This is a genomic window from Paenibacillus sp. TAB_01 (assembly GCF_043945595.1).
Taxonomy (GTDB): domain Bacteria; phylum Bacillota; class Bacilli; order Paenibacillales; family NBRC-103111; genus Paenibacillus_S.
Genome location: NZ_JBIFNP010000001.1, coordinates 5614687 through 5641567, shown reverse-complemented (window position 1 = coordinate 5641567; position 26881 = coordinate 5614687). Strand labels below are relative to the sequence as shown.

The window sequence follows — 26881 nt, the reverse complement described above, 5'->3', positions numbered from 1 at the left end:
CTATGAAAAAAAACATTCTGATCTCAACCTATGATATGGAAATCGGCGGCATTGAAAGAAGCCTGATCAATATGCTTGAAAGCTTGGACTACGATAAGTACAACGTGGACCTGTTCGTCTTTCATCATACGGGAGACTTCTTTCCTCTCATCCCTCCTCAGGTGAATGTGCTGCCGCAGCTGGCTGCCTATACGGTGTTCCGAAAATCGATTGTCCAGTGCCTAAAGGAAGGACACTATGCCGCGGCCGCGATTCGGGTGGCATGCAAATGGCTTGCAGGGCGGACGGCGAGAAAGCGCCGCTTCAAGGAAGGCTCGGGCTACGTACAGATGCAGCTGGCTTTAAAATACTGCAGTTATTTCCTGCCCCGTCTGCCCAAAAGCTACGATCTGGTGATCAGCTACGCCTGGCCGCACGACATCATTGCCAAGAAGGTGTCCGCTCGCAGAAAAGTAGCCTGGATCCATACGGATTTCAGCGAGCTTGAGATCGATTCGCAGCTCGACTTGGCCGTTTGGAGCAGATTCGATTCCATCGCTTCTGTCTCGGAGGAGGTGACCCGGGCGTTCGTTAAGAAGTATCCTTCGTTGAACGGCCATATTATGCTGTTCGAGAACATTACTTCTCCCGCTTTTATTAAGAAAATGGCTGAAGAAGAGCTGCCGGGGGCCGACACGTACGGGAATGCATTCAATATCGTTTCCGTAGGCAGACTCTCCTATGTCAAAGGCTTTGATATGGCCGTCAGGGCGTTGAAAATTTTGCATGATAAAGGGCTGACGCATATCAAATGGCGCATCGTAGGCTACGGGGGCTTCGAGCCGGAGCTGAGGGCGCTGATAGCGGAGCACCGGCTGGAGGACAGCTTCCTGCTTCTCGGGAAAAAGACGAACCCTTATCCCTATATCAAAGCCTGTGACTTGTATGTGCAGCCTTCAAGATACGAAGGCAAGGCAGTGACCGTGACGGAAGCGAAAATATTGGGCAAGCCGATCCTTATTACCCGGTATCCGACATCCGCCAGCCAGGTCGATGACGGAATCGACGGCGTTACCTGCGGGCTGAGCGCCGAAGGGATAGCCGAAGGCATCGAAATGCTGTACCGGAATCACGAAATGAGGAAAGCATTGTCGGACAATATAGAAGGCAAAGATTTCGGCAACGCGCATGAACTGCGCAAGCTGGAACGGCTGGTGGAGGGGTGAGAAAGACGTGGGCATCAAAGTCAGTGTGATTGTACCGGTCTACAATGCAGCTGCATACCTTGCGCCATGCATTGAATCGCTGCTAAGCCAGACCTTGCAGGAATGCGAATTTATCTTCGTGGATGACGGCTCCAAGGACGGCAGCGCTTCATGCATCGAGTCGTATCAGCGGAACGATTCCAGAATCAGGCTGATCCGGCAGGTCAATCAGGGCGTGAGCGCTGCCCGGAATGCCGGGCTTAGCGAAGCCGCAGGCGAATATATCGGGTTTGTCGATGCCGATGATTATATCGAGCGGGACATGTATGAGGTCTTGTACCGCGCAGCGAAACGGCACGACAGCGATGTGGTTATCTCGGGCTTCGAGAGCGAGATGGACGGCCGGAGGTTCGAAACGCGATATCCTTTTCCGGTGGGCGAGACGCTGGACCGGGCGTACATTGAGCGGCAAATTCTGCTCTATTTCCTCCAATCGGAAAATTTAAACGCCGTATGGAATAAGCTTTACAGGCATCGAACGGTTCGAGAGAACCGGATTCAGTTCCCTTACGGGGTTGCTCTGGGAGAGGATGAGCTGTTTAACCTCCACTTTTTCAGCAGAGCGCGTACGGCCTTATATACCGATTATTCGGGCTACCATTATAAAGAAACGATGGGCAGCGCAACCCGCAATATTATGGAGAAGGACTATTTTAAACGGGCGCTTGAAGTGTATCAATCCAAGCTGCCTGACACGTTTGCCGGGAAGGTCGGCCGCAAGCAGATCGATGATTATAAATCGCTCAGGCTGATCCGCAATGTTATGTCTTACATTTACATTTATTTGATGCCGTCGAGCGAGATCAGCTTCAGAAGAAGGTACCGCTACGTCAAGAAAATGGTACGCCATTCAGCAGTCAGGGAGGCGCTGCAAGTTTACTACAGGGAACAATATGCGTCGGTCGGAAGATACGAGAAGCTGGTGACGGATTTGATCCGCAGCCGATTTGTCTTCGGCCTGTACTGCGCAGCATCCTACAGCCGTTATCGAAATAAAACAACCGGAGGGGTCCGATTTATGAAAATTATGATGTTTTCCCATGGGGGAAGCTTGAACAGGGGATGCGAAGCGATTGTCCGTTCGTCCACGAATCTCATTAAAGAGAGAATCGACGGGGCCCAGGTTTATCTCGCTTCCCAGAAGCCCGAAACGGATACGATTATCACCCAGCTCGACGGGATTTACGATGGAGCGCCTCGTTCCATCAAGAAGTTCTCCCTGGAGTGGGCACTGTCGGCCGCCCAGTATAAATTGTTCAAAACGGACTCCTACGCCTTGGGCAGGATTGAAAACAATGTCATCAAGCGGATCGGGGAAATGGATGTCTGCTTGTCGATCGGAGGGGACAACTACTGCTATGGCGAGCAGCCGGGATGGTATGAGATTAACCGGAGAGTGAAGGCGAAGGGGAAAAAGCTGGTATTGTGGGGCTGCTCCATCGGACCGGAGGATATGTCCGACGCGAAGCTGGAGGACTTGAAGGGGTACGACTTGATTCTTGCCCGGGAGACCTTGACCTATGACATGCTGCGGGAAAAAGGCTTGAGGAATGTGGAGCTGTGCGCCGATTCCGCTTTTACGATGGAGAAGGAGGAGCTGGAGCTTCCTGCAGGCTGGCAGCAGGGCAACACGGTCGGGTTAAACTTCAGCCCGCTGGTCTGGAAACGAAATCAGGCGTCACGCGAAGCGGTCAGCGCGCTGATCCGGCACATTGTCAAGACGACGGATATGACCATTGCGCTCACTCCCCATGTCATTCAGGCGGACAACGACGATTACGAGGTGCTTCGCACCTATTACGAAGAGTTCAGGCACACGGGCCGGGTGCTGCTGCTGCCCAACGATTTGAATGCCATCCAGTACAAAGGCTATATCTCGCGCATGCGATTTTTTATCGGTGCCCGAACGCACGCCACCATCGCCGCTTATTCGAATCATGTGCCGACCATGGTGCTCGGCTACAGCGTGAAATCGAAGGGGATCGCCAAAGATCTTTTCGGAGAAGAGAAGCTCGTGCTCAGCATTAAAGAAATATCGGACAGCCGCAAGTTGAAGATGAAATTCGACGAAATGCTGGCCGAAGAGAGTGCGATAAGAAGCAAGCTTCAGGAATCGATCCCGCAGATCAAGCAGCTGTCCTATAAGGCCGTAGACCTTCTGAAGACCTTAGTCAGAGCGTAACCGCAGATCCCGTCCCTTTGCCGTACGTTGAATCTTTGAAGCTGAGGTACATTATGAAAAAAAACGTATTGTTCGTTATGCCCGGCCTGACGGCCGGAGGCGGAGAGAAAAGCTTGATCAACCTGCTGTCCCATATGGATTATGAGCAGTATAACGTGGATCTGTTTTTACTGAACCATGAAGGGTTATTTATGGAATTTCTCCCCAAACAGGTGAGGCTTCTTCCTCTGCCGGAATCGTACCATTTATTTGCGCTTCCCTTCTGGCAGTCCATTCCCAGGCTGATAAGACGGGGCAAAATTTCGTTAGCTTACAATCGGCTCCTGTTTACGATAAAAAACAAGCTTTCGAAGAACAACATCACAACGGAGCAGTATAACTGGGTGTATTTGGCCAAGGCATTGGAGCATATTCCCCACAAATACGATGTGTCTGTAGGGTTTTTGGAGAAGACTTCAACTTATTTCTGTGTAGACAAAGTAGAAGCGGCGAAGAAAATAGGCTGGGTTCATATCGACTACGACAAGCTGGGAATGGATCCGACTATGGACATCGGTTATTTCAGGCAGCTGGATCATATCGTAACCGTTTCGGAGGAATGCGCGGTTATTCTCAAGAACCGCTTCCCGGACCAGCAGGATAAGGTGGAAGTCATCTATAACATCGTCTCGCCGGCGATGATTCATCAAATGGCCGAGCAGGAAAAGCAGGACGTTTACGATAAGCAGGAAGATCAAATAACGATTCTTTCCATCGGCAGGCTGCATCATCAGAAAGGCTTTGAGATGGCGGTTGAGGCGTGCAGGAAGCTGGTGGACAGAGGCTACCCCGTCAAATGGCACGTCATTGGCGAAGGCGAGGAGCGGGAGAAGCTGGAGGGGCTGATTCGCGAATATGGAGTGGAGAAGCATTTCCGGCTGTTGGGCCTGAAGGCCAACCCTTATCCTTACATCAAGCAGGCCGATATTTACGCCCAGCCCTCCAAGTTCGAAGGGAAATCCATTGCGATCGATGAAGCCAAAATTTTGAACAAGCCGATCCTGGTGACCAACTTCAGCACGGCGAAGGATCAGATTCGCGACGGTACCGACGGGGTGATCGTGGAGATGAATGCCGATGCCGTAGCGGACGGGATGGAAAAGCTGATTCGGGACAGGGGCCTGCGGATGAAGCTTGCCTCCAACCTGGCCCAATTGAAATTGGGCACCGAAGCGGAAATTGTCAAGCTGTACAGTCTGTTTAAGATAGGTGATCCGGTTTGAAAACAAAGCTGCTGTTCGTTATGAATAGGCTAACCTGCGGGGGCGCGGAGAAATCGTTAATTTCGCTGCTGGAGACGATCGACTACGACCGCTATGAAGTGGACTTGTTTCTGTTCAAGCACGAGGGGCTGTTCCTGAACAAGCTGCCGGAGCAAGTGCATCTGCTGCCCGAGCCGCCCAATTACAAATATTTCGACATGCCGATCAAGCAGGCGCTGAGGGGGCTGCTGGGGCAGGGGAGCTTCCGCCTGGCCTGGTATCGGCTTATGCTAGGGCTGATGATGAAGACGGAGAACAACATCGCGCTCATCGAACAAAAGGTGTGGAAATATATTTCCCGGGCTGTCGTCCGATTGAACCGTGAATATGATGCCGCCATAGGCTTTCAGGAGAAGAACCCGGTTTATTTTTGCGTAGATAATGTCAAAGCCAAAAGAAAAATCGGATGGATTCATACCGATTACAACAAATTAGGGATCGACCCGGACATGGAGCAAAAATATTTTGGGGGATTGGATTATATCGTTACGGTTTCCGATCCGCTGGTTCAAATTTTAAAGTCGATGTTCCCGCAATTGGACGGCAAAATGAAATGCATCCATAATATCATCTCGGCCGGTGTAATTAGAAAAATGTCTCTGGAGCCCGCCGATTTCATGCGAGAGGAGCGCGATTCGTCCGTCTCGATCATTTCCGTCGGCCGTCTCGCCGAGGTGAAAGGCCTTGAAATTACATTGGACGCCGTCGAAATTTTGGTCAATAAAGGGTACCCGGTCAAGTGGTATCTGATTGGCGAGGGGAACTACAAGGAACCCTTGGAGCAGGGAATCAAGCAAAAAGGATTAGAGGACAAGGTGACGCTGCTCGGATTGAAAGAAAATCCGTATCCCTATATCCGGGAATCGGATATTTTTATACAAACCTCAAGATATGAAGGCCGTTCCATCTCCATAGAGGAAGCCAAGATACTCGGTAAACCGATCGTCATAACCAATTTTGACACGGCGGGCAATCATATCGAGCACGAGCAAACCGGATTGATAGCGGGGATGAACGCCGAGTCGGTGGCGGCTCATCTGGAGAGACTGATTAACGAGGAGCAGACTCGACGCAAATTTACCGATAATTTAAGGAAAGAACCGTTGGACGGAGAAAAGGAGATAGAGAAGTTTTACCGGCTGGTGCAAACAGTTTAACCGTGAAAAGGGGATAAGGGTATGTTCAATCGTATCGTTAACTCATTGAAAATCCGTTTCGGAAGAAAATCGCTGGAAGATCTGACGACTGAGGCTTGCCTGCGAAGGGGCATGAAGGTAGGAGAAAACTGCCATGGACTTGGAGGAAGCACGATTGACTATGCCCATTGCTGGTTAATTGAAATCGGCAATAACGTCACCTTTGCGCCGCAGGCGTATTTGTTAGCGCATGACGCAAGCACCAAACGCTACTTAAACTATACGAAGATCGCCAAAATCGTGATTGAAGACAACGTGTTTATCGGTGCACGAGCCTTAATTATGCCCGGAGTCCGAATAGGGAAAAATGCAATCGTTGCCGCCGGAAGCGTTGTGACGAAATCGGTGCCCGAAGGCTGTGTCGTCGGCGGGAATCCGGCGAGAATTATTGCCAGGACGGATGAATATATCCAGAAGCACAGGATGAGGATGCAGCATGCGCCTGTGTATGACCGAAGCTGAACCATTGGCGGACAGATTTCCTCCGAGAAATGCACGCGAATGTCTGAAGAGCTGGGAAGCTCTGTCGGTTATGTGGAATAAAACGACTTATTGAAGGAGCAGCTGATATGATTCTAGCGATAATTGCCTACGGTTTGATTCTGCTCGCCGCCGCGGTGCTGCTGATCGATGCCCTGCCTGTCGGTATCGACTGGCTGCAGCGTATACGCATAGGCCGGTATGACAAGGAGGCGGTATGGAATCAAGCTATAACGGACAGAGGCCTCCGGTGGCTTCAGCGTACGCCCCAAATGAAGGTGACGGACAATACCCGTCTCGTTGTGATCGACATGCTGCGCGGCAACTATACGAAGGCGGCCATCCAGCAATGGCAGGAGGCGTCCCTGCTGCTCGGGCTGTCGGAATGTACGAGAAACGGAGCCTCTCCCGAGGTCAGGGAACAAGTGCTGAAGTATCTTGACCGGAAGCTGGATGCCGGCGGTCATTGGAGAACGAAGCCGGAGCATGTCGATGCGGGGATTCTTGCGTACGCCTTGATGCAATTCGATTTTATTGATACGAATCGTTACAAGCCGGCTTTGGATGAAACGTGGGAAATGATCCAATCCCATATCGGTACGGATGGAACGGTGGAATACAGGAAGTTTATGAAAAGCTACCGGTATGTGGATACGATCGGTTTCATCTGTCCTTTCTTGGTAGCCTATGGTCTTCGGTATCAGGTGGAGGAATGCGTCAGCCTGGCGGTAAAACAGATCAAACAATTCGAACAGTACGGTATGCTGGAGTCTCATTACCTGCCGTGCCATGTGTATAAGGTGGACAATAAAGCGCCGCTCGGTCTGTACGGCTGGGGCAGAGGGCTCGGCTGGTTCGCCATCGGCCTGATTGACGCCTGGAATGAACTGCCGGATACGCATAAATACAAGCCGGTGCTGGAGACGATGGTACAAAAGTTTGCCGCAGCTCTCCTTCGGTGCCAGCAAAGCGGCGGCCAATGGAACTGGGTAGTAACCCGGAACGAGGCGAGAGCCGATTCTTCCGCTACGGCAATGCTCGGCTGGTTCTTATGGAATGCCTCCCGCATCCGCGGCATATCCGAGGAATGTCAGGAAGGCGCCCGGAAGGCGATCGGCTATTTAATGAAAGTGACGCGCAGAAACGGAGCGGTCGACTTCTCGCAGGGGGATACGAAAGATATCGGCGTTTATTCGATGCTGTTCAATATCATGCCGTTTACGCAGGGCTTCTCCATTCGCTGCATCCGGAGGATGGAGCGCAAAACGGATTCGATAAAACATATTGCCTAAAGGAAACCAGCCATGAGAACAAAAAACGCCATCATTAACATCACGGCAGGATTAGGAAACCAGCTGATCATCACGCTGCTCAGCTTCTTCTCGCGAACGGTGTTTATCCAAACGCTCGGCATCGAATATTTGGGGGTCAACGGGCTGTTCACCAACATCCTGGCGATGCTGTCCCTGGCCGAGGCGGGAATTGGCTCCAGCATTATTTACAATCTCTACAAGCCGGTGGCCGAGAACGATAAAGAAAAAATAATCATGCTGATGAAGCTGTATAAAAAAGCTTATCGGATCATAGCTTTCATTGTGCTGGGTTTCGGGCTGAGCGTCATGCCCTTTCTGGATCATTTCGTCAAAGACGCGAATGTGGAGCATATTCATCTGATTTATCTCGTATTTTTGCTGAACACGGTGACGCCTTATTTTTTTCAATACAAAAATTCGTTTCTGAACGTCAATCAGAAGGGTTACATCATTACGGCGGTCTATTCCGTGTCGTCCATTTTGTCGATGTGCTTGAAAATAGCCATTTTATATGCGACCCAAAATTATATACTGTACCTGATTATCGACTGTGTGATCACGGTAACGAATAGTATCATTCTGGCCCGGATTGTCGACAAACGGTATCCTTTCCTGAAAGAGAAGGTCACCGCGGTGCTGGACGCCGCAACCAAGGGTAATATCATCAAGAATGTGAAGGCTATTATTCTGCAGAATGTGGGGACTTATCTCGTTTTCGGCACGGATAATATTATTATTTCCACATATGTCAGCATCGCGGCGGTCGGCCTGTACTCGAACTATAACATGCTGATTGAAATTTGCCGCAATTGTATAAATCAAGTGTTTAACAATATGTATCATAGCGTGGGGAACCTGGTAGCCAAGGAGAGCAAGGAGAAAATTTACAGCGTCTATAAAGTCACTATGCTGCTTAATTTCTGGCTGTATTCGTTCTGCGCTATCGCGATGTATTGGCTTATTGAGCCGTTTATTACGCTGTGGATCGGCAAGCAGTTTCTGATGGGGCAGGCCGTGCTGATCGTGCTGATGGTCAGCTTCTATGAACGGGGCATGCGCAATTCCATCAGTACGGTGAAGACAACGGCCGGCATTTTTCATGAGGACCGCTATGTGCCGCTGGCGCAGGCCGTCATCAATCTGGCGGTTTCCCTGATCCTGGTCCGAAAAGATCGGCATCGTCGGCGTGTTTCTCGGCACGCTCGTCAGCGCTGTAGCCATGCCTTTCTGGACGACGCCTTATCTGGTGTATAAGAAAGTGTTCCAGCGGCCTCTGCTGCATTACTATGCCCGCTATGCGTACTACGCAGCGGTCGGAGCGGTTGCCTGCGGAGCGGCAGGCACTCTGTGCCGATTATTGCCGTCCGGTACGGTAACGGACTTTTTGCTGAAATGCCTGATCTGTTTCGTCGTTCCGAATGCCGTGTATGCCGCCTTATTTTATAAAACGAATGAATTCAAGTATTTGCTCGGAATTGCGGAACAGCTGGCGGGTAAAGTGCTGAAACGGTTCAAGGCCGTCTCGCGCCGCAACGTTTCGTCGGGCAGCTCCTGAAAGCCGGGAGGGAGGAAGCGGAACGGCAGCGCCCGCACCGGACACGATTTTATCGGATCTCTATAGAAGGCACCCCGGTCACTCCGACGGATAAGAAAATATAGGTAGAAAGTATTGACACATTCTTTATAAAGAACTACAATGGAAACTATAAGCGTGAGGCAGTTGCTTATTTTTTTTCAAATAATGTTCTTTATAAAGAACAATCTGAGAAATGAATCTTCATCATTCGCACTTTTTTCCCATATTTCACCCCTGTGATTTCACTCTAAGTACTGGGAAGTATGTTCCTGGCGAATTTTACTCTTCTCAGCATTTCGATATTCAATGCAAATTTTTTTTGAAATAAATGTTCTTAATAAAGAATATTTCTTATTTGGAATATTCCGGTGATGTCTCCTGGCCGTTATCAACGGAGGCACTCGGCCATGCTGTGGGTTGAAATAAACCTTAGATGCCAGTCGTCAATGGTGTGGTGTGAGGAAGGGTTAGATGCCCTCAACAAAATAAAGGGTTTAATTATAGGGTCTTGTCTTAAGGCCTTATACTTAAGAACTTTATGGAGAGGTGAACTCATTTGTCTTATCGCCAAAGGTTATCCATATTAATGATGGCCGATTCCTGCATCGTGCTGACGTCGATCTTTTTCAGCCGGTTTTTACTAAGCGCCGATCTGCACGTGATTACGTACCCGCTGGTCGTCAGCTCGATCACCCTGCTGCTGAGCCATCATATTTTTTCGATGATTTACAAGCTGTATCGGAAGGCATGGGAGTATGCGAGTATCGGGGAGCTTTTGTTTATTTTTAAAGCCGTGACGTTTTCCATTATTACGGCCGCCGTTATCCAGGAGATCATCGTCCAGGACATTTACTTCCGGCTTCTTGCCGTGACCTGGATGCTCCATATGCTGCTGATCGGAGGCTCGCGCTTCTGCTGGAGGCTGCTAAGGGATACTTATATCAAGAAGGCCGATCATAAAAAGCGGACCTTGATTATCGGCGCGGGCTCGGCCGGAACAATGGTCGTCAGGCAGCTGGTGAAAAACAACGACGCCGATCTTATTCCGGTGGCGTTTATCGACGACAATGTGAAGAAGCAAAAGCTGGATATTCTCGGGCTGCCCGTGCTGGGCGGCGTCGACAGGCTGGAATGGGCCGTCGAGACGTATCAGATCGACTACATCGTTATTGCGATCCCGTCTCTGGGTAAGAAGGAACTGAATACGATTTTTCAGGCCTGCGCCCAAACGAAGGTGAAGACCAAAATACTGCCGAAGCTGGAGGATCTGATGACAGGCAAGCTGTCGGTCAATCAATTCCGCGATGTGCAGGTAGAGGATTTGCTGGGCAGAGAGCCGGTCGAACTCGACATCGACACCATTTCGGAATACATATCGCATAAAGTCGTGCTGGTGACAGGGGCGGGCGGTTCGATCGGTTCGGAAATTTGCCGTCAGGTGGCGAAATTCAATCCGCAGAAGCTGATCCTGCTCGGACATGGAGAGAACAGCATCTATTCCATCGAGATGGAGCTGCGGGATACATACGGCCATACTTCCATCGAGTTCATAACGGAGATTGCCGATATCCAGGACAGCGCCAAAATGATTGCGGTGATGAACCGTCACCGTCCGGCGGTCGTGTATCATGCGGCAGCACACAAGCATGTCCCGTTAATGGAAAGAAATCCGGAGGAAGCGGTAAGAAATAACGTCATCGGAACGATGAATGCGGCCAGAGCCGCCAGCAAATCCGGGGTCGATACGTTCGTGATGATATCGACGGACAAAGCCGTGAACCCGACCAGCGTTATGGGAGCGACCAAACGGTTGGCCGAGATGGTGATTCAGGATATCGAACCGGCACAGCGAGACGAAGTTCGTCGCCGTCCGGTTCGGCAATGTGCTGGGCAGCCGGGGCAGCGTCATTCCGCGGTTCAAGCAGCAGATTGAGCGGGGCGGCCCGGTATCCGTCACCCATCCGGAGATGATTCGGTACTTTATGACGATTCCGGAAGCGTCCCGGCTGGTTATTCAAGCGGGCGCTCTGGCCAAAGGCGGCGAGATCTTCGTGCTCGATATGGGCGACCCGGTCAAAATCGTCGATTTGGCCCGGAACCTGATCAAGCTGTCGGGGCATTCCGTCGATGACATCGGCATCGAATTTACCGGCATGCGTCCCGGCGAAAAGCTGTTTGAGGAGCTGCTGAAGGCCAATGAAATCGACGAGCGGCAGGTATATCCGAAAATTTATATCGGCAAGACGGCCGATTTATATGTAGAGGAGATCGTCAACATCATCTCCGTCTATACGACGCTGGATCGGGCGAGCCTGCGCGAGCAGCTGTTGAATCTGGCGAACAGCAACGTCATCCCGATGTCCAAGAAACTGATTTCAATCGGCTAAATAAAGGAGCGAACCTACAATGAAAGTAAGAAAAGCGATTATCCCTGCGGCGGGTCTCGGCACCCGGTTTCTTCCCGCAACGAAAGCTATGCCCAAAGAGATGCTGCCGATCGTCGATAAGCCGACGATTCAGTATATCGTGGAGGAAGCGATCGAATCCGGCATCGAGGATATTATTATAGTGACCGGCAAAGGGAAACGGGCGATCGAGGATCATTTCGACAGCTCCTTCGAGCTGGAGCAGAACCTGCTGGAGAAGCAGAAATTCGATCTGCTGAATGAAGTGCAGAAGTCCTCCAATATGGTGGACATTCATTATATCCGGCAAAAGGAGCCCAAAGGGCTGGGGCATGCCATTTGGTGCGCGCGCAACTTTATCGGCGACGAGCCGTTTGCCGTCCTGCTTGGAGACGATATCGTCCGTGCGGAGAAGCCGTGCCTCCGGCAGATGATTGAGCAGTTCGAGCGCTACAAGGCGTCGGTGATCGGCGTGCAGCACGTCTCGGACGATGAGGTGTCCAGATACGGCATTGTGGACGGCATCGGGATGAACGAGCGGCTGTACAGCGTCAATCATCTCATCGAGAAGCCCAAGAAGGAGGAAGCGCCGTCCAATCTGGCGATTCTGGGACGCTACATTCTCACACCGAGGATCTTTGAAATTCTGGGGCAGCAGAAGCCGGGAGCCGGCGGGGAAATTCAGCTGACGGACGGTATTGAGGAGCTGAACCGCCATGAAGCCGTGTATGCTTACGATTTCGAAGGCACCCGCTACGATGTCGGGGAGAAAATGGGCTTTATTCAGACGACGATCGAATATGCGCTGCAGCGGGAAGATTTGCGCTACGGCCTGCTAAGCTACCTTTCCAAGCTGATGGAGAAGGAACTGATTAAATAGGAGCGGGAAGATGACGAAGAAGGTGCTGCTTTGCGCGACGATGGATGTCCATTTTAAAGCTTTTCATCTGCCTTATATGCAGTGGTTTCAGGAGCAGGGCTGGGAGGTTCACGTCGCGGCGAACGGCTCGCTGGAGCTTGCGCATACGGAACTGGCGGCACACGCTGCCGATCCAGCGCTCTCCCTTCCGAAGGATGAATTTTCAAGCTTACCGTGAGCTCAAGAAGGTCATCGCACAGAACCGGTATGACATCATCCACTGTCATACCCCGATGGGCGGCGTGCTGGCCCGTCTGGCGGCCCGAAAAGCCCGCAAGCAGGGGACGAAGGTGATCTATACGGCGCATGGCTTCCATTTCTGCAAGGGCGCGTCCCTGTTGAACTGGATGGTGTATTACCCGATAGAAAAGCTGCTGTCCCGCATTACCGACTGCCTCATTACGATTAATGAGGAAGATTACAAGCTTGCCTTGGACCGCCGCTTTAAGGCCGGACGGGTCGAGAGGGTTCATGGCGTCGGTGTAGATACGCAACGTTTCAAACCGCTGAGCGCAGCGGAAAAATACGAGAGACGCGATCATCTGGGCTACCCGCCGGATGATTTTTTAATGTTTTATGCAGCGGAATTTAACGGCAACAAAAACCAGCAGCTGCTGATCCGCGCTCTTGCGCGCATCAAGGACGAGGCGCCTCACGCCAGGCTGCTCCTGGCGGGCGAGGGGCCGCTGCAGCAAAGCTGCCGTGAGCTTGCCGCGAGCCTCGGCGTCGGGCATCGGGTCGATTTTCTCGGTTACCGCTCCGATATCGCCTCGCTTCTGCCGATTTGCGATATGGCGGTGGCCTCCAGCCTGCGCGAAGGGCTTCCCGTCAACATCATGGAAGCGATGGCGAGCGGCCTGCCGGTTGTCGCTACCGGAAATCGCGGACACAGCGAGCTGATTGAGGATCAGGTCAACGGCTATGTGGTACAGGATCAAGACGTCGGACTATTTGCCGAACGTCTGCTGGCCCTGTACCGTTCGCCGATGCTGTGTCAAGCGATGGGGCGGGAGAACAGCCGCCGGGCCGGGCTTTATTCGCTGGAGCGCGTCGGCGCCGAGCTGACCGGGATTTATTCGGATTACTTATTGGAGGGTCAGGATGAAGCCGAAAGTAAGTATCGTCGTGCCTATATATAACGTCGCGCCGTATTTGGAGCGGTGCCTGGACAGCCTGACGTCGCAGACGCTGGAGGAGCTTGAGATCATTGCAGTCAATGACGGCTCCACCGACGGGTCGGGCGAGCTGCTCGACCGTTATGCGGCGAAGGATAAGCGGATTGTCGCGATCCATCAGCCGAACGGGGGCGTATCCGCAGCCCGCAACCGGGGCATCCGCTCGGCGACGGCCGATTATATCGGCTTCGTCGACCCGGACGACTGGACGGAGCGCGAAATGTATGCGGAGCTGTACCATACCGCCCTTGCCGAAAGGGCGGATATTGTCATGTGCACGTATATCCGCGAATTCGGCACCCACGGGAAGGAGAAACGGTTTCCTCTTCCCGAGAAGGTCAGCTATGAGAACGAGGAGGTGCAGGCCAAGCTGCTAAGGCGTCTGGTCGGCCCCCTGCAGGACGAAATCGCAAGTCCCGAGTACTTAGACGCATGGGGAACCGTCTGGTCCAAGCTGTACAAGACTTCGCTGATTCGCGACCATCAGGTCGAGTTCATCGATCTTCATGTCGTCGGGACGAATGAGGATTCCTTATTTAATATTCATGCCGTATACCACGCCCGCAAGTTCGTGTTCCTGAATAAGCCTTACTACCACTACTGGCGGGTGAATTCGGGTTCCGTCACTTCGGGCTATAAACCGGACCTGAAGGATAAATGGTTTGAGCTGTACGGCTTCATCGAGCGCTTTGTGGAAGAAAAGCGGCTGCCGCCCGAGTTCCGCCAGGCTTTGAACAACCGCATCTGCCTGAACACTTTGGGACTGGGCCTGAACACAATCAGTGCAGGGAACAAGGCTCCTGCGCTAACCAAGCTTCGAAGGCTGCGGGGCATACTGAATGACGGCAGAATCCGGCAATCGTTCAAGCAGTTTGAGAGCGCCTCCTGCTCGGTCATCTGGAGGTTATTTTACGGGTGCGCCAGATTCCGATGGGCTCTCGGCTTTTACTGTATGCTGCTTGCGATCGATTGGCTTAGAAGGACCGTGAAATAGGGGGGAACATTGTGGATACGATTCGGGTGCTTCAGGTCGTTACTATCATGAACCGGGGCGGATTGGAAACGATGCTGATGAATTATTACAGGCAGATCGACCGCAGCCGGATTCAATTTGATTTCATCGTACACCGGGAGGAAGAAGGACACTACGATGCGGAGATCCAAAGTCTGGGCGGCCGTATTTACCGGATGCCGCAGATCCGCCCCGGCAATTACCGCTTGTATTTCAAGAAGCTGGATGCCTTCTTCGCCGAGCATAACGAGTACAAGGTTGTTCATTCCCATATTAACGAGAACAGCAGCTTTGTGCTGCGGGCGGCAAAGCGGGCCGGCGTTCCGTGCCGCATTGCCCACAGCCATCTAAGCGATCTGGGCATCGACTTGAAGCTTCCGTTCCGCCTGTACGCGCGAATGGCAATGAAGGACAATCCGAACCGGTATTTTGCCTGCTCCTACCATGCGGGACAATGGCTGTTCGGCAAGCAGCTCGCTGCCTCACAGCAGGTGACGGTACTGAACAACGCGGTCCATGTCGAGCAGTTCCAATACGATCCCGATGTCCGCAGCCGGCTGAGAGAGGAATTGGGAGCCGGGGACAGGCTGGTGATCGGTCATATCGGCAGGTTCAATAAACAGAAGAACCATGATTTTCTCCTGGATGTATTCAAGGCGGTTCAGGAGCTGCGCCCGGATACGCTGCTGGTGCTCGCCGGAGACGGACAGCTGCGCCCCGAGATGGAGCGCAAGGCCGCCCGATTGGGGCTGTCCGGCAGCATCCGCTTCCTGGGCGTCCGCGAAGATGTCCCGGAGCTGATGCAGGCGATGGACTTGTTCGTCTTTCCATCTCTGTTCGAGGGTCTGCCCGTCGTACTGGTCGAAGCCCAGGCGGCCGGCTTGAACTGCCTCGTATCGGATGCGATCACGCAGGAATCCGATGTAACGGGCCGGGTGCGCTTTATCAGCCTGAAGGAATCGGCCGAAAGCTGGGCCCGCACGATTGCCGGCGCCTCGCCCGAGCGGCGCGATACGGCGGAGCTGCTGCGCGCCCGCGGCTATGATACCGGCACGATGACCCAATGGCTGGCGGACTATTATTTGGACAACGGGCTTTATAGGAAGAAGCAGGCTTAAGCTTAATCAAGCGGAGGGCGGAAATGAAGTACACACTAACCGTATTTACCCCGACGTACAATCGGGCTTATATTTTGCGGCAATGCTATGAGAGTCTCAAAAGACAGACCTCAAGCGACTTCGTATGGCTGATCGTCGATGACGGCTCCACGGACGGGACGGACCGGCTGGTTCAGAGCTGGATGGACGAGGGAGCGGTGCCGATCCGGTACCATTACCAGGAGAATCAGGGCATGCACGGTGCCCACAACACGGCGTACGAGCTGATCGATACGGAGCTGAACGTATGTATCGATTCCGACGATTATATGGCGGACGATGCGGTGGAGAAGATCGTGACGTTCTGGAAGCGGCACGGCAGCGACCGGTATGCCGGCATCGTGGCCCTGGATGCAGCGCCGAACGGAGACATCATCGGCACCCGGCTGCCGGAGCAGCTGAAGGCTTCCACGCTGTCCGGGCTGTACGCGGTGCATAAGATTAAAGGCGACAAGAAACTGGTGTACCGCTCCGAGCTGACGCGTCGAACCCCTCCTTACCCCATTTATCCGGGGGAGAAATATTGCCCGCTCAGCTACAAATACATATTGATCGACCAGCAGCATCCGCTGCTGATTATGAATGAGGTGCTCTGCCACGTCGAATATTTGGCCGACGGGTCCAGCCTGAACATGATCAAGCAGTATAAGAAGAACCCGAGAGGGTTTTTATTTTTCCGGAAAGTGGCGATGACGTTCGCGCCGACCTTCAAGGACAAAGTAAGAGAGTCCATGCATTACGTTTCAGGGAATCTGATGATCCGGAACTATAAGTTCCTTCTTGAGTCCCCGTGCAAAGGCGCAACGCTGCTGGCTGTGCCATTGGGCGTGCTGCTCTACTGCTATATCCGAACCACCAGCAAGGCGTCGGTCGCGAGAAGCCCAGGCTAGACAATCCGGCGGTACCGTTAGAAGGGAATGGGCCCATTGGCAATCTTTTATATGAATATTTGCATTGTGTATCTATGTTCTTTATGCTCCCGCTGGCTTGGAAGGGAGCGTCAGGGGCTGGCGGAGGCAAAGCCGAACGCGTTTTTTGCCTATATCGCCCTGTCCAGCCTGGTACTCGTATCGGGGCTCCGCAAAAATATCGGGGACACCTATTTTTACATGTTCTCCTACGCTCAGACGGCTTATAGCATCGACAACATCGTGGGTCAGAAAGACATTGGGTTCAACCTGTTTCAAATGCTGCTGCAGACGATATCGCACGACCCGCAGCTTCTCGTATTCGTCGTCGCCCTGCTAACCAATGTTCTGGTATTCATCACTTTATATAAATACTCCAAGCTGCTGGAGCTGAGCCTGTACGTTTATATTACGAGCGGCATGTTTCTGATGTCGATGAACGGCATCCGCCAGTTCCTGGCGGCAGCCATTGCGTTTGCAGCGACGAAATACATCTTTAACGGAAACTGGAAAAAATACATTTTGGTTGTTCTGCTCGCAGCCCAGTTTCATCAAAGCGCGCTAATTCTGATTCCGATTTATTTTATCGTCAGACGAAAGGCTTGGTCGTGGACGACCGTGCTATTGCTCGGCGGTGCCGTCCTGATCGTCATCGGCTTTAACCAGTTCTCGTCGGCTTTATTCTCCGTGCTGGAGAACAGCCAGTACAGCGATTATAAAAACTTCTCCGAGGGCGGGACTAACATTATCCGCGTTGCGGTATGGGGAGTTCCCGTTATCTTTGCTTATCTAGGCCGAGAGAAGCTGAGACAAATTTTTCCGCAGAGCGATTATGTCGTCAATATGGCGCTGATCGCTTTTGTGTTTATGATCGTTTCTACGCAAAACTGGATTTTTGCCCGGTTTACTTTCTATTTCGGATTGTATTGTCCGCTGCTGATGTCCTGGATCGTCCAGTTGTTTGTGCAGCGGGAACGCAAAATCATCTATTACGCCATCCTGGTTTTTTACTTCATCTATTACTTTTATGAAAATGTCGTCAGCCTGAATATTTGGTACGATAGTGATTTTTTTAAATTCTAAACCATGGAAATGAAGACGGAAAAGGAGGATGAAGGCGTGACAAGCCCGGAAAAAATCCCGAAGATCATTCATTTTTGCTGGTTCGGCCGGGGACCGAAATCCAGAAAAATACAAATGTGCATTCAAAGCTGGAGAAAGCATTTGCCGGATTACAAGCTGATGGAATGGAACGAGGACGTGTTTCAGCTCGATTCGGTTCCTTACGTCAAGCAAGCCTATGAAGCCAGGAAATATGCGTTCGTCAGCGACTACGTCAGATTGTACGCCTTGTACCACTACGGCGGCATCTATATGGATACCGATGTGGAGGTTGTCCAATCGCTGGACCGGTTCCTGACGCATGAGGCGTTCTCCGGCTTTGAGGATGACGTCTATTTGCAGTCGGGAACGATGGGCGCGGTCAAAGGACACGGCTGGATCAAGGAGCTGATGGATTATTATGCCGGCAAAAGCTTCGTCCAGCCGGACGGCACCTTCGATATGACGACGAACACGAAGATCATCACACAGGTGTGCAGCCGCTGGGGTCTGGTTCTGAATGGACAGCATCAGATGCTTCGCAACGGCGTGGTCTTTTATCCGCGGACGTACTTCAGTCCCTACGATTACATTAATGCGGCCGATTACCGGACGGAGGACAGCTATACGATCCATCACTTCGTTCAATCCTGGCTGCCGCTCAGCGTCAGGATCCGAGGCTATTTCAAGCGCCGCATCAGCCGGATCATCGGACCCAAAGGCATTTCTTTCATGCGCAAAGTATTGAAAAACGGATAAGGGGAGGCGACAGCCAATGGCCGTACTGGTCACGGGAGGATCGGGATATATCGGAAGTCACACCTGCGTGGAGCTGCTGAATGCGGGCTACGATATTGTCGTTGTAGATAACCTGCACAACAGCAGGGTGGAATCGCTTAGACGCGTGAGAGAGATAACGGGAAGAGCTTTCAAATTTTACGAGGTGGACCTGCTGGATCAGGAAGAGCTCGATAAAGTGTTCCTCTATAATCATATCGAAGCCGTTATCCATTTCGCAGGCTTGAAGGCGGTTGGCGAGTCCGTCCATCTGCCGCTCTGGTATTATCACAACAATATTACAGGGACGTTGAATTTGTGCAAGGTGATGCAAAAATATGGAGTCAAGCGGATGGTGTTCAGCTCCTCCGCTACGGTGTACGGCACTTCCGGTCAAGTGCCCATCCCGGAGGACGCACCGCTGCAGGCGACGAATCCGTACGGACGCACCAAGCTGATGATCGAGGAAATACTGCGCGATTTACATACATCCGACCCGTTATGGAGCATTGCGATTCTGCGCTACTTCAACCCGATCGGATCGCACGAAAGCGGCCGGATCGGGGAGGATCCGAACGGGATTCCGAGCAATCTGATGCCGTACATTACGCAGGTGGCCGTCGGACGGCTGAAGGAGCTCCAAGTGTTCGGCAGCGATTATCCGACGATGGACGGCACCGGGGTGAGGGACTACATTCATGCCGTCGACTTGGCGAAAGGGCATTTGAAAGCGCTGGATAAAGTTATGGCGGAGAGCGGCGTGGACGCTTATAACCTGGGAACCGGACGCGGACACAGCGTGCTGGAGCTCGTTGCCGCTTTCGAGAGGGTGACCGGCAGGTCGGTTCCGTACAAGTTTGCCGCCCGAAGAGCCGGCGATATTGCGGTCTGCTATGCGGACGTGTCCAAGGCGAAGCGGGAATTGGGCTGGGCAGCGGAGAAAGGGATCGAAGACATGTGTATCGACGGCTGGCGGTGGCAGTCCTCCAATCCGAACGGCTACCAGCAGGAAATTGAAATCGCGGTGAAATAGCATCCTTACAGCTTCGGGAGAAGACGGCGGGATTTTTTTATGCTCTTAAATGAAAATCATGCATATAAATGAAAACCATGAAAGTAAAGGAAGGTTGCCGCATCATGAACATATCCCGGCTGACGCAGCAAGATATGAAAGAAATTATGTGGAATGCTTACCAGAAGGGTCAAGCCTCCGACACGATAGGAGCCAAGGAATTAATCGAGGAGATTAAGCGGCAGATCCTTTCAGCGTTAGGAGGGAATGACGGGGAATGAAGCGTTTGTTTGACTTCGCGGCAGCTGCGATCCTTCTGCTGTCTCTCTCAGTCGTCATTGTTGTCGTTGCCCTGCTCGTAAAGTATAAGCTGGGCTCGCCGGTTGTCTTCAGGCAGCTGCGGCCCGGGCTGAACGGGAAGCCGTTCGAGCTGTACAAATTCCGCACGATGACGGATGCGGTCGACCGGGAGGGCAACCTGCTTCCCGACTCCGTCCGGCTGACGGCCTTCGGCCGATTTTTGAGAAAATACAGCCTCGATGAGCTGCTGCAGCTGCTGAACGTCCTCAAGGGGGACTTGAGCCTGGTTGGCCCGAGACCTCTATTGATGGAATATTTGCCTTTGTACACGGCCGAGCAGGCGAGACGTCACCAGGTAAGGCCGGGCATCACCGGCTGGGCGCAGATCAACGGAAGGAATGAAATTTCGTGGGATGAGAAATTCAAGCTCGATCTCTGGTATGTCGACAACCGCAGCTTTCTGCTCGATTTGAAAATTTTGGCGATGACATTCAGGAAGGTGCTGAAGTCGGAAGGCATCAGCCATGCCAATCATGTCACGATGGAACGGTTTTCGGGCTCCAAATTTTGACGGAAGGATGGGGTGGGTGCGCAATGAAGGTTGAAGTTGCCCTGATCGGAGACGGCGGCCACAGCAAAGTAATCCGCGATCTCATACACGAGCTGCCCGGCTGCAAGGTTGTCGCCCTTCTGGATGATAAATATGAACGGATGGCGCTGACCGGCGGGGTATGTCGGGGGCCTCTGAAAGCTGGTCCCGCAGCTGATCGAGCGTTACCCGGATCTGAAGTTCGTCGCAGCGGTAGGCAGCAACGGTATCCGCAAATCGATCGTGGAACGTCTCGGCTTACCGTCAGAGCGTTATCTTACCCTGGTTCATCCGACGGCCGTCGTCAGCCGCAGCGCGAGCATCGGTCCGGGAACGGTGGTGATGGCGCATGCGGCGGTTCAAGCGGATGCGAAGGTGGGATGTCATTCTATCATCAATACGGGCTCGATAGTTGAGCATGACAATCAGCTGGGCGATTATGTGCATGCCGCCCCGCGGGCGGCGCTCACCGGTTCGGTCTACGCAGGCGAAGGAGTCTTGATCGGTGCGGGCGCCGTCGTAATGCCCGGCATCAGTATCGGCGAATGGGCCGTCATTGGCGCGGGAGCAGCCGTCATTCGATCCGTTCCGGCACACTGTACGGCGGTAGGCGTTCCGGCAACAATAGTATTCGTGGAAAAGGAAGTGAGAGCGGCACATGGCAGCTGAGCAGACAAAAATTTATTTATCTCCCCCGCATATGAGCGGAAAGGAGCAGTCGTATATACAGGAAGCATTTGCTACGAATTGGATCGCTCCGCTCGGACCGCATGTCGATGCGTTCGAGCGGGAGCTGGCGGCGCATGTCGGCGTGAACGGCGCGGCTGCATTAAGCTCGGGGACGGCTGCGATTCATTTGGCCTTGCGGCTTATTGACGTACGGCGGGGCGACACGGTGTTCTGCTCCAGTCTTACGTTCGTCGCGAGCGCGAATCCGATCGTCTACATGGGAGCGGAGCCGGTCTTCATCGACTCCGAGCCGGAGACTTGGAACTTGTCGCCCCAGGCGCTGGAGCGCGCTTTACAGGATGCGGACAGGGAGGGCCGCCTGCCCAAGGCGGTCATCGTCGTCCACCTGTACGGGCAAAGCGCGAAGATGGACGAGATCCTTGACCTGTGCAGCCGTTACGGCGTACCGGTCATTGAGGATGCGGCCGAGTCGCTCGGCTCCACGTATAAGGGAAGGGCGAGCGGAACGATGGGACGGTTCGGCATTTATTCCTTTAACGGCAACAAAATCATCACCACCTCCGGCGGAGGCATGCTGGTGTCCGATGATACGGAGGCGCTGCGGCAGGCGCGTTTCTTCGCGACGCAGGCGCGGGATCAGGCCCCGCATTATGAGCACAGCCGGACGGGCTACAATTACCGGCTGAGCAATGTGCTGGCAGGCATCGGACGGGCGCAGCTCGAGGTGCTGGAGGAGCGGGTCGAAGCCCGCAGGGCGATCTTCGACCGGTATCGGCGGGAGCTGGGCGGACTGCCGGGCATCCGGTTCATGCCCGAGCTGGAAGGGACGCCGTGCCGAACCGCTGGCTTACGGCGCTGACGGTAGATGCGGCGGAGGCGGGCGTATCCCCGCAGACGCTGCTGGAATCGCTGGCCGAGCAGAGCATCGAGGCTCGTCCGGTCTGGAAGCCGCTGCATATGCAGCCTCTTTTTGCAGCGGCTACCTATTATCCTCACAGCGGCGGCAGCGAAGGCAGTATTTCCGAGCGGCTGTTCCGGACCGGATTGTGCCTGCCCTCCGGGTCGCAAATGACAGAAGAGGAGCAGATGCGGGTTATCGGCTGTATCCGGCAGTTCTGCTGAACCGGAAAAGCGTCATGGCTAAAGGGAGAGCCGGCCTCGAGGCCGAGCAATCCTATGCCGTTGAACATACAGCGAAGCTGCGGCATTCGGACAATTACAATTTTTGCTTGTGATATTGCATTTTCTTCAGGATGAGATGCTTCATTTCCTGGTCCCGGCAATCTTGATACAGGATCGAATGGTAGGCGTGCAGCATTTGGTGGTAGGCGCGCTTGGCTTTTTTGGACAGCTCCATCCAAAGGGAGTTCATGATCTCATCACCTCTTCGTTAAACTTTATGAATCGTCTGATCCATGTATTCAGTGATAGGAGCTTGAAGGGGGAGATTAGGGCGGAAGTCCCGCTAATGTAAAGCGCTTTCAAAAATTTCAAACGAAGAAGTATCCGTATGGGAATCAGGCATGAAAGGGATGCGGAGCGGCAGGTTCTCACCCGGCATGCGGGGGGAAATGATGCGAATGACGAGGTTCAGGAGTGTGATACGTAACCGGGCAGGAAACTACATTTAATGGAATATTGCGGAGTGATGAAAATAATGATCGGTAACAATATTTCCACGATCCGAAAACAAAGAGGCTTTACGCTATCCGAGCTTTCGGAGAGGACAGGTGTATCCAAATCTTATTTAAGCAACATCGAGCGAAATTTAAAGCAGAATCCTTCGATTCATGTCATGGAAAAAATCGCTGCCGTCCTGAACGTCGATATTAAAAGCCTGCTCAAAATTGCAGCGGAGGATCCGAAGCCGCAGCTGGATAAGGAATGGATCGATTTTATCGCGTATTTGAAAAACTCGGGCATCGACAAGGAACGCATCCACGAATATAAAATTGTCGTTGAGTTTATGAAATGGCACAATGACAAAGTTAAATAAACAGACGAAGCTGTGGTTCTGGCTCCTTTTGCTGGCTGCCGGCTTAAGCGCATTATTCATGCTCAGCGCTTTTCAGATGTTTACCGGGGAGCATACGAAGCTGATCATTCAGCGCTTGACAGGCCTGAACGAAGACCAATCCTACATGGCGAATGCGATTGCCCGCAAAGCCGCGCATGTGATGATCTTCGGCCTGCTGGCGCTTCTGCTCTATAAAGTGTTCAGGCAGCCCAAGCTTTGGTATGCCTGGCTGTGCACAGTTCTGCTGGCCGTGCTGGACGAATGGCATCAAACCTTCGTTCCCGGCAGATCGCCCTCAGTCCGGGACATCGTGTTGGATTCGGCGGCCGCGTTGATCATACTGACAGGGACCGTGCTGTGGAGAAGAAGGTAATCCATCCGTTTCATGACATCACAAAAAGCCCCTATGCGGGGCTTCAGGCTGTCGAGAAAGCCGCACGAAGTGAACCATGCGTAACAACGTAGGTGGGGTATCTTCCGGAAGAGTTTACGTCCGCCTTTGAAATCCGGGAAAATACCGCTAATTTTCATCTAATTCACGGATTTCAACAGCGGCTGGAGGAAGATACCCCACCGGAGTATCACACAAGCTCAGGGTTTCTCGACAAGCTCAAGCCCCTGTGAGGGGCTTTTTCTCATCCTGTGCAATTGTTCGTCTGTAGGAACTCTGCTATACTAATGAAAAGAAACGGAACTTAAAGCTTATGTAAAAGGACGGTTCGGATGATCGGTAAACGTGTGCAGCAGCTAAGGAAAGAAAAAGGAATTTCGTTGACGGAGCTGGCCGAACGCGCCGGCGTAGCGAAATCGTATATAAGCAATCTGGAGAGGGATATTCAAAAAAATCCTTCCATCCATTTTATTGAGAAGATCGCGGGCGTATTGAAGGTGCCTATCGAGAGCCTGATCGATCAGGACGATTCTGTGAAAAGAGACCCTGAGCTCGACCAGGAATGGTACGAGATCATTAAGGAAGCGATGAGCTCAGGAGTGGATAAGCAGCAGTTCCGTGAATTTCTGGAATTCAATAAGTGGAGAACAAAGAACCGCTCTGCCGACGAGTAGGTCAGGTGGTTTCAAATTCCAATCGAACGGCGGGAGTCATTGTTTTCAGAAACGCTTTAACCTCATCGAGGCTGATCCCCATCTCCCGCGCCATCATAATCAGATGGACCCAGTCCGCGTCCAATTCCTCAATATTGATCGGATTGACCACACTCATCACTAACCCCTCCTGAAGGAATTCTGATACAAAATGTATCTTTTAATGTATTATCGCACGGTTTTTTCGTATAATCAATCCCCTTTATATAAAATTTATACAATTTGTATCATTGTTTGGCACGAATTGCTGTAGTCTTAAGGTACCGGAGATTGCGTCGTTTTATGTAAAAAAGAGGCCTTCTCCCCAATGGACGGCACCGATTGAGCATTCCCACAACATGTGCAAAACGCCTCCAACTCCGCTATACAAGGGGGGATGAAGGCGTCTGTTATACAATATTCAGATCTTTCGTTCGTCTATTCCTCGTAAATCTTAACCAGCAGCTGACCCAGTTCCTTCAGCGCCTGTTCTTCCTGTTCCCCATCCGTCTCGAGGGTTACTTCATCATTGGCGGCAATACCCAGCGTCAGCATGCTGAGGGAGCTTTTGCCGTTCACTTTTTTATCGTTTTTAATGACGTTGATTTTACATGGGAATGCGGAAGCGGCTTGCACGAACATTTTGGTAGGGCGGGCGTGAAAGCCCGACGGGTTCAATACGGTAAACGTTTGGGATAACATATTATGCTTCACTCCTTGTGAACTTGTGTACGTAATCGGTAATTTCCTGCTGGCTTCTCATGGCCAGCACCTGCGGGATTCGCTCAGCCCATTCTGTACGGGACAAGCCGTGAATGAGGGCGCGTGCCGGCAGGATGGAGCTTGCGCTCATGCTGAACTCATGCAGTCCGAGACCGAGCAGGAGCGGGATGGCGGTTTCGTCTCCGGCCATTTCGCCGCACATGCCGACCCATTTGCCCTCGGCCTCCGCAGCCCGGATCACCATCTGAATCAAGCGCAGAATGGCCGGATGGCAGGGCTGGTACAAGTAGGCGACGGTTTCGTTCATCCGGTCGGCCGCCATTGTATACTGGATCAGATCGTTCGTGCCGATACTGAAAAAGTCGACCTCCTGTGCGAACTGATCGGCCGCCAGCGCCGCGGCGGGAACCTCGATCATCATGCCGACTTCAATCCGCCCGGCAACGGCTGCGCCTTCCTGAAGAAGCTTATCCTTCTCCTCTTGAAGCAAACGCTTGGCTTCCAGCAGCTCGCTCAGGACGGCAATCATCGGGAACATGATCTTCAGCTGCCCGTACTGGCTCGCGCGAAGCAGCGCGCGCAGCTGCGTACGGAACAGATCCTGACGGTCCAGGCACAGGCGAAGAGCGCGCAGCCCAAGGAACGGGTTGCTCTCTTGCGGAAGCTTCATGTAAGAGAGCTCCTTATCGCCGCCGATATCGAGCGTGCGGATGACGACAGGCTTACCTTCCATTTTCTCCAGCACATGCTTATAAACGCTGAACTGCTCCTCCTCCGTCGGGAAGGAGCTTCTTCCCATATAAAGGAACTCGGTCCGGAACAGGCCGATGCCTTCCGCTCCGTTGCTCAGCACCTTCTGCAGGTCCTCGACGCTGCCGATGTTCGCTGCCAGCTCGACCTGATGGCCGTCCTGGGAGATCGTCGGCTGGTCCTTCAGCTTGGCCAGCTCCTGCTGGCGCAGGTCATACTGCGCCTTCTTGCTGCGGTAAGCCTCCAGCTCCTCCGCGTCAGGGTCCACGATGACGCAGCCTTCGGAAGCATCGAGAATGACCGTGACGCCTGAGGCGATACGGCCAGCGGCCGCGCCTGCGCCGACGATAGCCGGAAGGCCCAGCGACCGGGCCATGATAGCCGAATGGGACGTGCGGCTGCCGATTTCGGTCACAAAGCCGCGGACGATATTCAAATCCAGCTGCGCGGTATCCGAGGGAGTCAAATCTTCGGCGATGAGGATGGACTCCTCGGCGATGTCCGAAATCGTGCTGTAAGCATCCCCGTACAGCCGGCTCATCATCCGGCCTGTCACGTCGCGGACGTCCGCTGCGCGTTCACGCAGCAGCTCGTTGTCCATCGACAGCAGCATTTCGATAAAGCCTTGAGACACTTCGTGCAGGGAGAATTCGGCGTTCAGCCGCTCCTGCTCTATTTTTTCGAGGATGACATCGATAAAATCGGGATCCTCCAGCAGCATCAAATGCGCCTCGAAGATCTCGGCCTTCTGCGCGCCCAGCTTGACCTCCGTCATGTCCCGGATCGTTTGCAGCTCCTGCTTGGCATGAGCTACGGTATTCCTGAACCGCTCGGTTTCCGCCTGGATATCGTTTACCGTGCCGCGCACGGGGTGATACGTTTTCGTTTTCAGAACATAGGCTTGGGCAATGGCGATGCCGGGCGACGCGGCAATGCCGTTTAGACGTTGGGACATGGTAGAAAGCACCTCT

23 protein-coding genes and 6 pseudogenes are annotated in these 26881 nt (G+C 52.9%); 25 read left to right on the top strand and 4 right to left on the bottom strand.

All coding sequences use genetic code 11. From position 1 onward, the window contains the following. The first annotated feature begins 2 nt into the window (after positions 1-2). The 22 genes and pseudogenes from ACHHV8_RS27450 (at position 3) to ACHHV8_RS27345 (ending at position 22459) form a co-directional block, all read left to right on the top strand. A complete protein-coding gene (locus ACHHV8_RS27450; RefSeq protein WP_395162523.1) occupies positions 3-1205 on the top strand; it encodes a glycosyltransferase in 1203 nt (400 codons plus the stop codon). Next, positions 1168-1617: pseudogene (locus ACHHV8_RS27445) on the top strand (glycosyltransferase family 2 protein); the annotation flags it as partial. The gene ACHHV8_RS27450 and the pseudogene ACHHV8_RS27445, both read left to right, overlap by 38 nt. Positions 1618-2262: 645 nt before the next feature. After that, positions 2263-3426 (top strand): polysaccharide pyruvyl transferase family protein, encoded by a 1164-nt coding sequence (locus ACHHV8_RS27440; RefSeq protein ID WP_395163644.1) that lies wholly within the window; start codon positions 2263-2265, stop codon positions 3424-3426. A 53-nt stretch (positions 3427-3479) separates the two neighbouring features. Beyond that, a complete protein-coding gene (locus tag ACHHV8_RS27435) occupies positions 3480-4688 on the top strand; it encodes a glycosyltransferase (RefSeq protein ID WP_395162522.1) in 1209 nt (402 codons plus the stop codon). Continuing rightward, positions 4685-5884, top strand: a complete 1200-nt coding sequence (locus ACHHV8_RS27430; protein ID WP_395162521.1) for a glycosyltransferase — start codon at positions 4685-4687, stop codon at positions 5882-5884. The genes ACHHV8_RS27435 and ACHHV8_RS27430 overlap by 4 nt, the downstream gene beginning before the upstream one ends. Positions 5885-5905: 21 nt before the next feature. Next, positions 5906-6385, top strand: coding sequence for an acyltransferase (locus ACHHV8_RS27425; RefSeq protein WP_395162520.1), 480 nt, complete (start codon positions 5906-5908; stop codon positions 6383-6385). 107 nt (positions 6386-6492) lie between these two features. Further along, positions 6493-7695: a glycoside hydrolase family 88 protein gene (locus ACHHV8_RS27420; protein ID WP_395162519.1), complete on the top strand. Its 1203-nt coding sequence runs from the start codon at positions 6493-6495 to the stop codon at positions 7693-7695. 12 nt (positions 7696-7707) lie between these two features. Next, a pseudogene (locus ACHHV8_RS27415) lies at positions 7708-9271 on the top strand (lipopolysaccharide biosynthesis protein). Positions 9272-9848: 577 nt separating this feature from the next. Further along, positions 9849-11679 (top strand): annotated as a pseudogene (locus ACHHV8_RS27410) (polysaccharide biosynthesis protein). A gap of 19 nt (positions 11680-11698) precedes the next feature. Next, entirely contained in the window at positions 11699-12577 is an 879-nt protein-coding gene (gene galU, locus ACHHV8_RS27405) for a UTP--glucose-1-phosphate uridylyltransferase GalU (protein ID WP_395162518.1), read from the top strand. Between the two features lie 10 nt (positions 12578-12587). Further along, a pseudogene (locus tag ACHHV8_RS27400) lies at positions 12588-13755 on the top strand (glycosyltransferase family 4 protein). Next, positions 13718-14785 (top strand): glycosyltransferase, encoded by a 1068-nt coding sequence (locus tag ACHHV8_RS27395; RefSeq protein WP_395162517.1) that lies wholly within the window; start codon positions 13718-13720, stop codon positions 14783-14785. Before ACHHV8_RS27400 ends, ACHHV8_RS27395 begins: the two are co-directional and overlap by 38 nt. An 11-nt stretch (positions 14786-14796) precedes the next feature. Next, the gene (locus ACHHV8_RS27390; RefSeq protein ID WP_395162516.1) at positions 14797-15921 is read left to right on the top strand and encodes a glycosyltransferase family 1 protein; all 1125 of its coding nucleotides are present in this window, start codon (positions 14797-14799) and stop codon (positions 15919-15921) included. A 23-nt stretch (positions 15922-15944) separates the two neighbouring features. After that, positions 15945-16850, top strand: a complete 906-nt coding sequence (locus tag ACHHV8_RS27385) for a glycosyltransferase family 2 protein (protein WP_395162515.1) — start codon at positions 15945-15947, stop codon at positions 16848-16850. A 36-nt stretch (positions 16851-16886) separates the two neighbouring features. Beyond that, positions 16887-17951 (top strand): EpsG family protein, encoded by a 1065-nt coding sequence (locus tag ACHHV8_RS27380; RefSeq protein ID WP_395162514.1) that lies wholly within the window; start codon positions 16887-16889, stop codon positions 17949-17951. A 3-nt stretch (positions 17952-17954) separates the two neighbouring features. Further along, positions 17955-18728, top strand: coding sequence for a glycosyltransferase family 32 protein (locus tag ACHHV8_RS27375; RefSeq protein ID WP_395162513.1), 774 nt, complete (start codon positions 17955-17957; stop codon positions 18726-18728). A 16-nt stretch (positions 18729-18744) separates the two neighbouring features. Next, complete coding sequence (gene galE, locus ACHHV8_RS27370; protein WP_395162512.1) at positions 18745-19779, top strand: UDP-glucose 4-epimerase GalE; 1035 nt, start codon at positions 18745-18747, stop codon at positions 19777-19779. A 104-nt stretch (positions 19780-19883) separates the two neighbouring features. Next, a complete protein-coding gene (locus tag ACHHV8_RS27365) occupies positions 19884-20039 on the top strand; it encodes a YwzD family small protein (RefSeq protein ID WP_395162511.1) in 156 nt (51 codons plus the stop codon). Beyond that, positions 20036-20629 carry a sugar transferase gene (locus ACHHV8_RS27360; protein WP_395162510.1) on the top strand — a complete coding sequence of 198 codons (594 nt, stop codon included), beginning with the start codon at positions 20036-20038 and terminating at the stop codon, positions 20627-20629. Before ACHHV8_RS27365 ends, ACHHV8_RS27360 begins: the two co-directional genes overlap by 4 nt. 23 nt (positions 20630-20652) lie before the next feature. After that, positions 20653-20721, top strand: a pseudogene (locus ACHHV8_RS27355) (PglD-related sugar-binding protein); the annotation flags it as partial. A gap of 169 nt (positions 20722-20890) precedes the next feature. Beyond that, positions 20891-21316, top strand: coding sequence for an acetyltransferase (locus ACHHV8_RS27350; RefSeq protein WP_395162509.1), 426 nt, complete (start codon positions 20891-20893; stop codon positions 21314-21316). Beyond that, positions 21306-22459: pseudogene (locus ACHHV8_RS27345) on the top strand (DegT/DnrJ/EryC1/StrS family aminotransferase). Before ACHHV8_RS27350 ends, ACHHV8_RS27345 begins: the two are co-directional and overlap by 11 nt. A 94-nt stretch (positions 22460-22553) precedes the next feature. Here ACHHV8_RS27345 and ACHHV8_RS27340 read toward each other — a convergent pair. Next, positions 22554-22709, bottom strand: a complete 156-nt coding sequence (locus ACHHV8_RS27340) for a hypothetical protein (protein WP_395162508.1) — start codon at positions 22707-22709, stop codon at positions 22554-22556. A 285-nt stretch (positions 22710-22994) separates the two neighbouring features. On the opposite strand from ACHHV8_RS27340, the gene ACHHV8_RS27335 reads away from it, so the two are divergent. The 3 genes from ACHHV8_RS27335 (at position 22995) to ACHHV8_RS27325 (ending at position 24419) form a co-directional block, all read left to right on the top strand. Next, complete coding sequence (locus ACHHV8_RS27335) at positions 22995-23333, top strand: helix-turn-helix domain-containing protein (RefSeq protein WP_395162507.1); 339 nt, start codon at positions 22995-22997, stop codon at positions 23331-23333. Next, positions 23317-23727, top strand: a complete 411-nt coding sequence (locus tag ACHHV8_RS27330; RefSeq protein ID WP_395162506.1) for a VanZ family protein — start codon at positions 23317-23319, stop codon at positions 23725-23727. The genes ACHHV8_RS27335 and ACHHV8_RS27330 overlap by 17 nt, the downstream gene beginning before the upstream one ends. 350 nt (positions 23728-24077) lie before the next feature. Then, a complete protein-coding gene (locus tag ACHHV8_RS27325; protein WP_395162505.1) occupies positions 24078-24419 on the top strand; it encodes a helix-turn-helix domain-containing protein in 342 nt (113 codons plus the stop codon). Between the two features lies 1 nt (position 24420). Here ACHHV8_RS27325 and ACHHV8_RS27320 read toward each other — a convergent pair whose 3' ends face one another. The 3 genes from ACHHV8_RS27320 to ptsP form a co-directional block, all read right to left on the bottom strand. After that, entirely contained in the window at positions 24421-24576 is a 156-nt protein-coding gene (locus tag ACHHV8_RS27320) for an anti-repressor SinI family protein (protein ID WP_395162504.1), read from the bottom strand. Between the two features lie 299 nt (positions 24577-24875). Continuing rightward, on the bottom strand, positions 24876-25139 hold the full coding sequence (locus tag ACHHV8_RS27315; RefSeq protein ID WP_395162503.1) for an HPr family phosphocarrier protein: 264 nt from the start codon (positions 25137-25139) through the stop codon (positions 24876-24878). A 1-nt stretch (position 25140) separates the two neighbouring features. Further along, a complete protein-coding gene (gene ptsP, locus ACHHV8_RS27310) occupies positions 25141-26865 on the bottom strand; it encodes a phosphoenolpyruvate--protein phosphotransferase (RefSeq protein ID WP_395163643.1) in 1725 nt (574 codons plus the stop codon). Between the last annotated feature and the right edge of the window lie 16 nt (positions 26866-26881).

Coding starts and splice junctions, on each gene's coding strand:
- ACHHV8_RS27375 (WP_395162513.1), top strand. CDS start 17,955: ATGGAAATGAAGACGGAAAAGGAGGATGAAGGCGTGACAAGCCCGGAA.
- ACHHV8_RS27450 (WP_395162523.1), top strand. CDS start 3: ATGAAAAAAAACATTCTGATCTCAACCTATGATATGGAAATCGGCGGC.
- ACHHV8_RS27360 (WP_395162510.1), top strand. CDS start 20,036: ATGAAGCGTTTGTTTGACTTCGCGGCAGCTGCGATCCTTCTGCTGTCT.
- ACHHV8_RS27425 (WP_395162520.1), top strand. CDS start 5,906: ATGTTCAATCGTATCGTTAACTCATTGAAAATCCGTTTCGGAAGAAAA.
- galU (WP_395162518.1), top strand. CDS start 11,699: ATGAAAGTAAGAAAAGCGATTATCCCTGCGGCGGGTCTCGGCACCCGG.
- ACHHV8_RS27325 (WP_395162505.1), top strand. CDS start 24,078: ATGATCGGTAAACGTGTGCAGCAGCTAAGGAAAGAAAAAGGAATTTCG.
- ACHHV8_RS27365 (WP_395162511.1), top strand. CDS start 19,884: ATGAACATATCCCGGCTGACGCAGCAAGATATGAAAGAAATTATGTGG.
- ACHHV8_RS27395 (WP_395162517.1), top strand. CDS start 13,718: ATGAAGCCGAAAGTAAGTATCGTCGTGCCTATATATAACGTCGCGCCG.
- ACHHV8_RS27315 (WP_395162503.1), bottom strand. CDS start 25,139: ATGTTATCCCAAACGTTTACCGTATTGAACCCGTCGGGCTTTCACGCC.
- ACHHV8_RS27320 (WP_395162504.1), bottom strand. CDS start 24,576: ATGAGTGTGGTCAATCCGATCAATATTGAGGAATTGGACGCGGACTGG.
- galE (WP_395162512.1), top strand. CDS start 18,745: ATGGCCGTACTGGTCACGGGAGGATCGGGATATATCGGAAGTCACACC.
- ACHHV8_RS27335 (WP_395162507.1), top strand. CDS start 22,995: ATGATCGGTAACAATATTTCCACGATCCGAAAACAAAGAGGCTTTACG.
- ACHHV8_RS27385 (WP_395162515.1), top strand. CDS start 15,945: ATGAAGTACACACTAACCGTATTTACCCCGACGTACAATCGGGCTTAT.
- ACHHV8_RS27440 (WP_395163644.1), top strand. CDS start 2,263: ATGAAAATTATGATGTTTTCCCATGGGGGAAGCTTGAACAGGGGATGC.
- ACHHV8_RS27330 (WP_395162506.1), top strand. CDS start 23,317: ATGACAAAGTTAAATAAACAGACGAAGCTGTGGTTCTGGCTCCTTTTG.
- ptsP (WP_395163643.1), bottom strand. CDS start 26,865: ATGTCCCAACGTCTAAACGGCATTGCCGCGTCGCCCGGCATCGCCATT.
- ACHHV8_RS27420 (WP_395162519.1), top strand. CDS start 6,493: ATGATTCTAGCGATAATTGCCTACGGTTTGATTCTGCTCGCCGCCGCG.
- ACHHV8_RS27435 (WP_395162522.1), top strand. CDS start 3,480: ATGAAAAAAAACGTATTGTTCGTTATGCCCGGCCTGACGGCCGGAGGC.
- ACHHV8_RS27340 (WP_395162508.1), bottom strand. CDS start 22,709: ATGAACTCCCTTTGGATGGAGCTGTCCAAAAAAGCCAAGCGCGCCTAC.